An 11140-nucleotide genomic window follows, 5' to 3' on the forward strand; every position below is an offset into this window, starting at 1 on the left:
TAAATTTTTTTGGCTAAAAGCCAAGCATATCATTATTTTGATGTCCAGGCGCTACCATTGGGTAAACCTGTTCGTCAACCGGTACCTGAACCTCAACCAAGGTTGACTTGGGGTCATCAAAGATATCATTCAACTGCTGCTCAAGCGGTTGTTCCGAATCCAACTGCCGATAATGAATGTCGTAGGCATCGGCAAGCTTTTTGAAATCCGGTTGATGATCAAATAACGACTTGGAGCGGTGCTTTGCATAAAACGCGTCCTGCCATTGTCTAATCATTCCTAATGCATGATTATTCAAAAGAAAAATTTTAACATTGAGATTTTCAGCTGCTAAGACTTCCAATTCTTCACTGGTCATTTGAAAACCGCCATCGCCGACAAACAATACAACATCACGATTTTGATTTCCAAGTTTGGCGCCAATTGCAGCCGGTATCCCGTAGCCCATCGTTCCCAAACCACCGGAAGTAACTAATTGCCGGGGATGCTTAAATGGGTAGGATTGCGCAGCCCACATTTGGTGTTGACCAACATCAGTGACCACAATTGCTTCACCGTTGGTTGCCTTGCCGACCGCCTTGATTACCTCATGGGGATTAAATTGACCCTTTGAAGGTTCAATATCTTCCGGCATTTCCAGTTTCCTGTCAATAACCAGTTGATTCCAGGCCGGAGTCCGTGGCTTAGCCGCCTTACTCTGGTTCATCGCCTGAAGCGCTGCTTTCGCGTCTGCTTCAATTGAATAATCCGCCTGAAGAATTTTATTCAATTCATGCGTATCAATATCAATATGCACAATTGTCTTTCGATCGGCAAAATCCGAGGCCTTTGGCACTAATCGATCATCAAATCGGGAACCAACATTTAGAATATAGTCGCTTTCCGCCAGCGCCATGTTAGCAGCATAGCTACCGTGCATGCCGCCCATCCCCAGGAATAACGCTTCATCATTTGGAAAGGTTCCTAATCCCAGAAGTGTTGCAACAACCGGCAGCTGCCAATCCTGAATAAATTGATTGAATTCAGCCGTCGCATTAGCTGCCGAAACCCCCGCCCCAACAATAACAATCGGCTTTGAGGCTTGACTCAACGCTTGAAGAGCAGCTTCAAGTGTCGCTTGCTGCGTTTTCCCTAGTTTAGCTGGTTGCGTGGCTTCCGGTTTTGCCGGCTGCTCTTTAAACGCAGCCATCTGAGAAGTGACATCCTTGGGGAGATCGACTAAAACTGGTCCCTTTCGACCACTTTGCGCAATTTCAAACGCTTTGGCAACAACACTATGTAATTCTTCAACGCTTTGAACCTGAAAATTTGCCTTGGTAATCGGTTTGGTTACACTAACAATGTCCAATTCTTGAAAAGCATTGGTTCCAATTGCTGAACGGGTAACCTGTCCTGTAAAGACAACCAACGGTACGGAATCCATCTGGGCGTCAGCAATTCCGGTGACAACATTGCCAGCTCCCGGACCACTGGTTACACAGACAACGCCTGGTTTACCAGTTGTCTTCGCATAACCTTCAGCGGCATGAACAGCTCCCTGCTCGTGGCGGGTCAAAACATTGCCGAACGATTTGGTGTACAGTGCGTCATATAATGGCAGTACCGCACCACCCGGATATCCGAACAAAAAGTCAACTTTCTGTTCAGCCAATGCATCAACTAAGATTTCAGCACCGGTTTCAATTTCAGTTGTTGGCTTCGATTCTTCTGCAAGCATATCTGATTCACATCCTTCCAAAATTCAGTATCTCATACAATGTCACATTAAGTTTATGTGTTTATCAGTGAATAACTTTTTCGTGATGCTTGAAATTTAACACTGATTTTCTAAATTTGTCAACACCTAAATTAAATTTTTCTAATTTAGTTCTCATCGCTTTCCGTGAAAACGCTGACACAATAAGTATTTGCCGCTTCGAAAAAATTTTGAGAATTGAATTTTGCGATCCGTTCATGTGAGAACTTAGCAAAATTTAATTCTTGCCTATTGACAATACTAGCTTTTCAAAACAAGTCAACCCCCAATTTAAATTTCTTAACCTGCTGTTGGACCGCTTTTTCCGGCATTATATGTAATAAAAAATTTAAATAACTTTTCAACAAAATTTTTTGAATAATTTTGTTGCAATTTTTCACAACCTGTGGTATAGTTAGCGAAAAGTTAAAAAATGAGAAATCGATTCAGGAAAGAGTACTTGATTGACTGTTAGCAAGAGAGTCCTGGTTGGCTGGAACAGGGCAACAATCCTTCAACGAAAGTAGTTCCGTTTTAAAATCGAATCGGCACCGTCCAATATCCGGCCGTGTAAACATCACACGATTTGAGACGATTATTTTCCTAATCGTGAACAAAGGTGGTACCGCGTTAAAGACGCCCTTTGAAAAACTTTCAGAGAGCGTTTTTATTTTGACTTTTTTGCTTTGACTCACTTAATAGATTTTGATTTCAGAAAGGAATGATGACCATGACGACTAGCATAATCCCAGCTGCAGCAAACGCGCCAATGCTGAAATACTTCGAATCACAAGGATTCAACGAACTTTATATCGACAAGGACTCGGTAGCAAATCAATTAATGGGTGGAGATACCAACCGAGTGTTAAGTCTATCGGATTACGCCCAATACTTACGCTGCATGAGAAACACTACCAGTGCGCATTTGCTGGCTGATACATCATTCGGCGGTGACGACGCGGCAAACTGGGCTGACACCGCTGATGAACTGGTTCGTTGTGGTGCCAATACCATCCTGATCAGTGACTATCAGAGTAAAACGTCAACTTACCAGCCAAATCTGCTTTCAGACGAGGACTTTGAAGCAAAGATTCGGACTATGAAAACCGAACTAACTGATACTAATACCAACGCGATTGTTAATCTCGGTGGCTTTTCAGTATACGGTTTAGTAGGTTTGACAACCCGGATTGAAATTGCCCATTCTCAAAATATCGCTAAAATTTCAATCAGCAACGTTACTGCTAAGGATCTTTCAATCATCGGGGCCATTATGAAGCCAAACCAAGAGATTGGTTTGGCGATCGATAACCCAAAGATGACATTTGGCAGTGCGCAACAAGTTAACCCTGCTTTTGTCTTAGATACTTATCATCCCAAAAAAGCAACGCAGCAATGGGTCCAAAAAGCCGGCCCGTCTGTTGTCCTGCGTCTTTACATGGGAAATTGATAACTAAAGCGATCTAAGACTACCAACTCCGGGGCCACTGTCAATTAAACAGTGGCCCCGGAGTTTTATTTTGAGAAAGGAACGTGATTTTATCATGCAAACCAGAACCGTCAAACTAACCGAAACAGATGTCCAAAATGCCTATCAGGTGTTAAAACCGATTGTAAAGCACACGCCATTGGCATACAGTCGTTACTTGTCCGAGCGTTACCACGCCAAAGTCTATCTTAAACGTGAAGATCAGCAGTTGGTTCGCTCGTTTAAACTTCGAGGCGCCTACTACGCTATCTCTCAAACCCCGGAAGGCACCAGAAAAGCCGGCGTTGTGTGTGCCAGTGCCGGTAACCATGCCCAAGGGGTCGCCTGGACCTGCAACAAGATGAAAATTCAGGCCACCATTTTCATGCCAACGACAACGCCAACCCAAAAAGTCAATCAGGTCAAATATTTTGGTGGTGACTATGCCAACATCAAATTAGTCGGTGATACATTTGACGAATCAGCCGACGCTGCCCTTACTTTTTGCCAAGATAACGGTCAAACCTTCATCGCCCCCTTTGACAATCTAAATACGATGGCCGGCCAAGGATCCATCGGCGTTGAAATTTTTGAAGACGCCAACCAGCAGCATTTAACCATCGACAAGTTATTTGTCGCCATCGGCGGTGGTGGCTTACTAAGCGGCATTAGTACATATGCCAAAGCTAAAAGTCCTTCGACAGAGATTATCGGCGTTGAACCGAGTGGTGCGGCGTCAATGAAGGCCGCTTTCGATGCCGGTAAACCGGTTGCCCTGCATACGCTTGACACCTTTGTCGACGGCGCAGCAGTTAAAAAAGTCGGCGAATTAACTTATGCCACCTGCCGGGCTAATGTGGATCGCTTGTGCCAAATACCGGAAGGCCAAGTCTGCAACACTATCTTGGATCTTTACAGCAAAACGGCGATTGTCGCAGAACCTGCTGGTGCGTTGAGTGTCGCAGCGTTGGAGGCAAACAAAGAACAGATTGCCGGGCAAACCGTAGTCTGCGTTATTTCCGGTGGGAATAATGATATCAACCGAATGCAGGAAATTGAAGAGCGCTCCCTGCTTTATAACCAGCAGCAGCACTACTTCATCGTTAACTTTGCACAACGGGCCGGTGCCCTGCGAGAATTCGTCAATCACGTGCTAAACGCCGATGACGACATTACCAAATTTGAATACACTAAGAAGGTCAACAGCACAATGGGCCCCTGCCTAATTGGGATTCGTTTGGGAAATGTTGCCAACCTGAATCAATTACTTGAGCGAATTAAAGCTTTTGATCCCCACTACATCAACCTACAGGAAAACCAGATGCTCTACCGGATGCTGGTGTAGGCTCTAATAATCACTTTAGTTTTTCTCATAAAGCGACCCCATGGCAGGTTTCACCAACCGCTATGGGGTTGCTTGTTTATATTCAAAGCTATCAAGCTAAATTCTTGACAATTAAAAATAAATGAGAATAAGTATAAGGGTATTCCCCTAAATTCTTAAATTCCTGTTTACAAACCAGCTAAATTATAATAAGCTTAATGCAATTCTTAGACAAGTGAAAGGAATACCGACTATGAAAAAGACCAATGCTTTATTATTATTACAAATTATTGTCCTCGTCGTGATTATTATTAGTTAGACGGGCAAATTTGTAATGCCCGTCTGACTCAGGCGGGCAGCATTGGTGAACTTCAAGCCAAGAGCTGTTCAACACAGCTCTTGGCTTTTTGTTTTCCGACTACGCAGTCAAGAATTAATTTTTGGTGCCAATCACACCGCTACATATCAGAGAGGATGATAGTTAATGGCAAACACACTTGATTTTAACGCAGAAGGGGAAGGAATTAATAAACGATCCGACAAGATCAAAGTTGGTGTGGATGAAGCGCCCTCGAAAAGTTTGCTTTACGCAACAGGCCGAGTAAAGAACGAACATGACATGAAAAAACCGTTTATTGCAATCTGTAATTCCTATATTGAAATTGTTCCGGGGCATATTCACTTACGGGCCTTGGCTGATGTTGCCAAACGGGCAATCAGAGAAGCCGGTGGGATTCCATTTGAATTTAACACGATTGGCGTGGATGATGGGATTGCAATGGGCCACGTTGGGATGCGTTATTCACTTCCCAGTCGGGAAATTATTGCCGATTCAGCAGAAACGGTTATCAACGCCCACTGGTTTGACGGCGTGTTATTCATGCCAAACTGTGACAAGATCACGCCAGGAATGTTAATGGCCGCTGCCCGAACCAATGTCCCATCAGTCTTTGTTTCCGGTGGTCCGATGCGGGCCGGAGTTGATCCAAAAGGCCGTGCAACAACACTTTCCACAATGTTTGAAGCGGTAGGTGCTTTCAAGAGCGGTAAGCTTTCCAAGGAACATTTACTGGAATACGAAAAGAACGCCTGCCCCGGATGTGGTTCATGTGCCGGTATGTTCACCGCCAACTCCATGAATTCTCTGATGGAAGCTCTAGGTGTCGCACTGCCATACAATGGTACCGCCCTTGCTGACTCGGAAGAACGAAAAGAATTGGTTCGTAAAGCTGCCAAGCAGGTCATGTACATGGTAAAGAACAACATTAAACCGCGTGACCTGATGACCAAAGAAGCCTTTGATGATGCCTACGCACTTGATATGGCAATGGGCGGTTCCACCAACACAATTCTTCACGGCTTGGCAATTGCCCACGAAGCCGGCATCAAATACAATCTCGATGATATCAACAAGATCAGCCGGAAAGTACCGTATCTGGCCAAAATCGCACCATCCTCTCACTGGACGATGCAGGACGTTCACGCTGCTGGTGGGATTCCTGCTATTTTGAACGAATTGATTGAAAAGGGTGGTATTCTACACCCCGACCGAATGACCGTTACCGGTAAAACCCTTCGCGAAAACGTTGCTGGTGCCAAGACCAAGAATCCGGAAGTTATCCACACAGTTGATAACGCCTACTCTAATGTCGGCGGCCTTTCAGTTCTCCATGGAACCTCGCCCAGGATGGTGCGGTTATCAAAGTAGGTGGTGTTGATCCCGATATTCGTGACAAAGGTAAATTTGTTGGTAAAGCCATTTGCTACAATTCACATGATGAAGCCGTTCATGGTATTGATTCTGGTGAAGTTCAACCAGGTCACGTTGTTGTCATTCGCTATGAAGGTCCTAAAGGTGGTCCCGGCATGCCCGAAATGCTTAACCCAACTTCCAGTATTGTTGGTCGTGGCTTGGGCCGGGATGTTGGCCTAATTACTGACGGTCGCTTCTCCGGTGCCACCCGGGGCATTGCCGTTGGCCATATTTCACCAGAAGCAGCTGAAGGCGGCAATATTGCCTTGGTTAAAGACGGTGATACAATCACGATTGATTTGGATAACCACGATATTTCCGTCGACGTTTCAGATGAAGAACTGGCAGAACGCCGAAAACACCTGCCAAAATTTGAGCCAAAGGTTCGAACTGGTTACTTAGCCCGCTACCAGGCACTGGTTACTTCTGCCAATACCGGTGGTGTCATGAGAGGCTATGACGAATTGTTTTAAATAACCGGCACTAACTATAGAAGAGAAATTTAGAGAATTGAAATTTATTGGAGGAATGCTTATGCAAACAGTATCAAAAATCGGAAATTGGATGAGTAAGTGGTTCACTTTACTCGTTATTTTATGGGCGGCCGTTAATTACTTCCTACCGCAAGCCAGCTTATGGATCGCACCAAATACTTCCTATCTATTGGGGATTATCCTATTCGGCATGGGGCTAACATTAAGTAAAGATGATTTTGCCAGAATCTTAAAGCGTCCGGTTCCCGTTATTCTGGGAACGGTTGCCCACTATGTCATCATGCCGCTGATTGCCTTTTTGCTTTGCCAGATCTTCCACTTAACCGGTGCGACTGCCGTGGGAGTTATTCTGGTTGGCTCCTGCCCAAGTGGTACTTCATCAAGTGTTATGGCTTATCTGGCTAAAGGAGACGTCGCCCTTGATGTTTCAATCGAGGCCCTTTCCACATTGCTGGCGCCGATCATGCTGCCATTGATGCTTCAATTTTATGCCGGCCGATACGTTGCTATTCCAACAACCCAATTATTCCTGAGTACGTTAAAAATCGTGGTTATTCCGATTGTCTTAGGGGTTGTTGTTCACACATTATTTAGTAAGCAGGCCGCAAAAGTTAACCTGGTATTGCCACTGATTTCGCAATTAGCTATTCTGGCAATTGTCGGTGCCGTTTTCGCGGCTAACCACGACGATTTATTCACTGCCCAAACGGCTCTGGTTATTCCAGTAGTCATGCTTCACAACTTAAGTGGTTACGTGCTCGGTTACTTATTCGGTCACTTGATTCGACTGCACCAGCCGCAACGAAAAGCGATCACCTTCGAAGTCGGAATGCAGGACTCCAGTCTTGGGGCTACTTTGGCCATGAAATACTTTGTTCCGGCCGCTGCTATCCCATCAACGATCTTCTCAATTTGGCACAACGTTTCCGGATCCGTTCTTTCTTCCTGGTGGCGTCAACACACCACTGAATCCGTTCAGGAATCAATTCACGCAACTGCCTCAAATAACGTTGCCAATAACTAAGCATTAAAACAATCTATATAATAGTAGAAAAAGACCATTTTCAGAAACTTGAAAATGGCCTTTTTTACTTGAAACAGCTAAAACAATCCGGTCGGTTACGCTGATTCAAAGCTTCGAATCAAAAAATCAATCAGCTTTTGGTGGTCAATATTTTGAATGTTACCCTGCTTAACCGCTTTTTTAACAATTCTCGGGGAAACTTTCCGACCAATTAGGTAAGCAGCCACTTCATTTAAATCACCATCGACTTTAAAAAAGGGATTAAATTGAAGATGGACCATTTTGCCATCCGTCACAGTCCAGTTAATTCCCAATTTACCGGCCGAAAAGTTTTGATCCCGATAATTGTAATATCCTGGATTATGACCAAAATTCCACGTATCGGTACCATAAGTTTCTGCCAAACGCTGATCCGCAATTCGCCAATCATCAGCCGTCATATGGTATGTTTCAATCGCATCAAGCGACTTCACTTGAAAGAGCTCCTTCAATAAATACGCCCGAAACTCAACCATCGTCATCCCATCAGGCAAATAGTCCTTCAAATTGACAATCGGGCTGCGCTTTGAAAAAACGCCTAATCGTTTTTGCTTTTCTACTTGGTTCTCTGTCAAAACTTTTTTAGCATTTTCAATATTCAAGTCGTACATGATCGTCCCGCCGGCCGCAATGCCTTTACCACTTTTAAACATCGTCATCCCAGACCATTTTTTACCATCTAAAATTAAATCACTGCTGTTGGGCTTCATTTGTACGTCAATTCCCAGCTTCTGAAGTGCTTTTAGGACTGGTTTTGCGAAGTGCGCGTAATCACCGAAATTCGAAGCATCATCTACCAAAATATTCTCAAAAATAAAATTTCCCATATCATGGTAAACAGCACCGCCGCCGGAAGTCCGTCGAACCAGCTCAATATTATGTTCGTGCAGATAATCAACATCGACTTCCGCCCAAACATTTTGATTACGACCGATAATCACGGACGGTTTGTTAACATAGAACATTAACCCATGTCCCGGTAATTTCAAATCGTTTACAAAATAATTATCCAAAGACTGGTTAACCCGGGCATCGTAGCTCGGCTGACCGTCCCTGGAAATATCAATCAGATACATATCAATTCCTCCCAATATTTATGTAATCGTTTTATAGGTTGATTTAACGCCAATTGTCATCCACTACCGTTATTATACGTTATAATTAAGGTAAATAATATCAAGGCGGTGTCATTATGGCTAAAGTTTCATTATGGACGCGAATTAAAAATTTCTTCTCCGGCAAAAAGCAACCGGCTTTCACCGATATCCACGTCAAAGACGGCATCTGGTATGCGAAACAGGCCGATGGAAATTATTTACTGGGAATCGATGAATCCGTTTATCAGCTGATGGGAAAGATCACCTTCGCGGACTTCCCTACCCAACTGGATAAAATCCAAGTTGAGGATGATCTCTTGGATATTGAAGGTGACAAATCGGTTGAAACTTTAAAATCTCCGATCGCTGGGATCGTGATTGCCAAAAACCAAGATATCGGTAAAGATATTGAAACTCTAAATAAGCCCGACCCAAAGGCTAACTGGATCGTAAAAGTCCAACCGACATCATAAAATAATAATTAACGAAACAATTTTTGTGCCAAATTTTAAATTTGAACTATAATGGACTTAGATACAATTAAGGAGGTAGTTATCTATGGCAGAAGAAATTAAAGAAGAACCAGGTGCAGAATCCCCATTACTGAACAAATTAATGAGTGAGGCTTTCGACTGGAGCGATAGTAAACTTCCAGTACGAGATGCTCTATGGGATTATTACATGGAGAATAACGATCACGACACCATGAAGACTGGTAAGGACATGGAAAAATACATGGACATGTCTTCAGATGATCTAAAAGCCGAAGTTGAGAAACTGCTGAAGAAGTAATTTTCAATTTCAACCAAAACAAAAACAGCTTGGCACGTAAATGTGCTAGGCTGTTTTTGTCTGTTCAAGTTGACGTTGGGCTTCTTTTAAAACCTCGTCTGGCACAACTTGACTGGTGAACCGTTGAAGCGGCGTAAATTGATGCCGATCCTTAAACGCTACCGGGATTGCCTTAACGACGCCCACCATAAGGTTATTTTCAGTTATGAAGACTTGACCCAATGATTTAAATCGGCCCTTGGTATGTTTACCGGTTCGCCAGCTGTGAAGCTTAAAACTTCCCTTTTCATCCCGTTTTATTTTATAATGGCCCGAGTCATCAGTTTCCAATGGCACACCAATATATTGATTCACTTCGTACTTGCCTTTCATCGATAACCCAACTCCTTTCTAATCTAAATCAATCATAATATTTATCAAAATACCCAAATAATGGTATCGTTAAGTTATAGACAGGACCAACGAATGATTCTAAAGAGGTAATTTCAATGCAAACAATTAAAATTGTGACGGACTCTGCCGCTCATCTACCACAATCGGACATCACCCATAATCATATCACAGTTATGAACTCACCTATCTTAGTAAACGGAAAAGTTTTTGGCTATGTGAACCATATCAGCCATGAAAAGTTCATGCAGATGTTTAATTCAGCCGGCAAATCACCGACAATCGGTGAAATCAGTGTCAACGAGCTGGTTCATACTTACAATGAACTGGGCGCCGACGGCAGTCAAATCCTTTCAATTCATTTAAGCAATACCCTTTCACATACTTATATCAACGCTAAAACTGCTGCCGCCAAATCTGCCAGTCGGGTTACCGTTGTTAACAGCCAGGTTACCGCCGCCGGCCTGGCCTATCAAGTTATGACGGCTGCCAAAAAAATCGCTGCCGGGCAAGATATGCCCCACATTTTATCAGCTATTGGTAAAGTCCGTCAAAACACCCGGATCTTTTTTTCGGCACCAAACAACTCCCAATTGGTTAATCGCCGGGTGATTGGCAAAATTCGTGGCACAATTGAAAAGCGGCTCAACGTTTCCTACGTCATTGAATTCAAAAACAACGATTTTACGTTCGTTACCAGAAGCCGACAGGAGGACCTGGTTAACCAATTCTGGGATAAGCAGCTGGCAATCATGCACCATGAGCCAATCGTCAACCTTTCAATCCTGCATTCCGGAAATCCTGATCGGGCAAACTTCATTTATAACATGCTTAGTGAACAATTTCCATTTGTGCCGATTTCAAAAATCCCCACCAACCCGGAAATGGCTTGTTTCATTGGTAATGAAGCAACCGGCGTAACTTATTTGCTTGGATAATCCTTACAGAAACATAACTCTTTAAGATTTAAAAGGGTCTAAACTTTCTGGTATTGATGGAAATCATCAATGCCAGTTTTTTTATC

Annotated in this window: 9 protein-coding genes and 1 pseudogene; 7 read left to right on the forward strand and 3 right to left on the reverse strand. The window is 43.6% G+C overall.

All coding sequences use genetic code 11. The features are described 5' to 3' along the window. Positions 1–13: 13 nt before the first annotated feature. Positions 14–1717 (reverse strand): biosynthetic-type acetolactate synthase large subunit, encoded by a 1704-nt coding sequence (gene ilvB / locus JCM14108_RS02385; protein ID WP_035178124.1) that lies wholly within the window; start codon positions 1715–1717, stop codon positions 14–16. Positions 1718–2465: 748 nt separating this feature from the next. Here ilvB and JCM14108_RS02390 point away from each other — a divergent pair. The 4 genes and pseudogenes from JCM14108_RS02390 to JCM14108_RS02405 all read left to right on the forward strand — a co-directional run bounded on the left by JCM14108_RS02390 (position 2466) and on the right by JCM14108_RS02405 (position 7798). Further along, a complete protein-coding gene (locus JCM14108_RS02390; protein ID WP_235807082.1) occupies positions 2466–3185 on the forward strand; it encodes a hypothetical protein in 720 nt (239 codons plus the stop codon). A 94-nt stretch (positions 3186–3279) separates the two neighbouring features. Then, positions 3280–4548, forward strand: coding sequence for a threonine ammonia-lyase IlvA (gene ilvA, locus JCM14108_RS02395; protein ID WP_035178129.1), 1269 nt, complete (start codon positions 3280–3282; stop codon positions 4546–4548). Positions 4549–5011: 463 nt separating this feature from the next. Then, positions 5012–6753, forward strand: a pseudogene (gene ilvD / locus JCM14108_RS02400) (dihydroxy-acid dehydratase). 61 nt (positions 6754–6814) lie between these two features. Beyond that, positions 6815–7798 carry a bile acid:sodium symporter family protein gene (locus JCM14108_RS02405; protein ID WP_191978522.1) on the forward strand — a complete coding sequence of 328 codons (984 nt, stop codon included), beginning with the start codon at positions 6815–6817 and terminating at the stop codon, positions 7796–7798. Between the two features lie 95 nt (positions 7799–7893). Here the strand turns inward: JCM14108_RS02405 and lplA are convergent, their stop codons facing one another. Continuing rightward, positions 7894–8913 (reverse strand): lipoate--protein ligase, encoded by a 1020-nt coding sequence (lplA, locus tag JCM14108_RS02410; RefSeq protein WP_035178134.1) that lies wholly within the window; start codon positions 8911–8913, stop codon positions 7894–7896. A 116-nt stretch (positions 8914–9029) separates the two neighbouring features. Between lplA and JCM14108_RS02415 the strand changes: the two genes are divergently transcribed. Both JCM14108_RS02415 and JCM14108_RS02420 read left to right on the forward strand, forming a co-directional pair. Next, entirely contained in the window at positions 9030–9407 is a 378-nt protein-coding gene (locus JCM14108_RS02415) for a glycine cleavage system H family protein (protein WP_035178137.1), read from the forward strand. 85 nt (positions 9408–9492) lie between these two features. Further along, positions 9493–9726, forward strand: a complete 234-nt coding sequence (locus tag JCM14108_RS02420) for a P8 family protein (RefSeq protein WP_035178139.1) — start codon at positions 9493–9495, stop codon at positions 9724–9726. A 45-nt stretch (positions 9727–9771) separates the two neighbouring features. On the opposite strand, the gene JCM14108_RS02425 is transcribed toward JCM14108_RS02420, so the two are convergent. Continuing rightward, a complete protein-coding gene (locus JCM14108_RS02425) occupies positions 9772–10098 on the reverse strand; it encodes a DUF7671 family protein (protein WP_035178142.1) in 327 nt (108 codons plus the stop codon). Between the two features lie 116 nt (positions 10099–10214). On the opposite strand from JCM14108_RS02425, the gene JCM14108_RS02430 reads away from it, so the two are divergent. After that, positions 10215–11054, forward strand: coding sequence for a DegV family protein (locus JCM14108_RS02430; RefSeq protein WP_035178144.1), 840 nt, complete (start codon positions 10215–10217; stop codon positions 11052–11054). The last annotated feature ends 86 nt before the right edge of the window (positions 11055–11140 follow it).

The sequence above is a fragment of the Lentilactobacillus farraginis DSM 18382 = JCM 14108 genome (genome assembly GCF_000583655.1).
GTDB lineage: Bacteria > Bacillota > Bacilli > Lactobacillales > Lactobacillaceae > Lentilactobacillus > Lentilactobacillus farraginis.

Coding starts and splice junctions, on each gene's coding strand:
- ilvB (WP_035178124.1), bottom strand. CDS start 1,717: ATGCTTGCAGAAGAATCGAAGCCAACAACTGAAATTGAAACCGGTGCT.
- JCM14108_RS02390 (WP_235807082.1), top strand. CDS start 2,466: ATGACGACTAGCATAATCCCAGCTGCAGCAAACGCGCCAATGCTGAAA.
- ilvA (WP_035178129.1), top strand. CDS start 3,280: ATGCAAACCAGAACCGTCAAACTAACCGAAACAGATGTCCAAAATGCC.
- JCM14108_RS02405 (WP_191978522.1), top strand. CDS start 6,815: ATGCAAACAGTATCAAAAATCGGAAATTGGATGAGTAAGTGGTTCACT.
- lplA (WP_035178134.1), bottom strand. CDS start 8,913: ATGTATCTGATTGATATTTCCAGGGACGGTCAGCCGAGCTACGATGCC.
- JCM14108_RS02415 (WP_035178137.1), top strand. CDS start 9,030: ATGGCTAAAGTTTCATTATGGACGCGAATTAAAAATTTCTTCTCCGGC.
- JCM14108_RS02420 (WP_035178139.1), top strand. CDS start 9,493: ATGGCAGAAGAAATTAAAGAAGAACCAGGTGCAGAATCCCCATTACTG.
- JCM14108_RS02425 (WP_035178142.1), bottom strand. CDS start 10,098: ATGAAAGGCAAGTACGAAGTGAATCAATATATTGGTGTGCCATTGGAA.
- JCM14108_RS02430 (WP_035178144.1), top strand. CDS start 10,215: ATGCAAACAATTAAAATTGTGACGGACTCTGCCGCTCATCTACCACAA.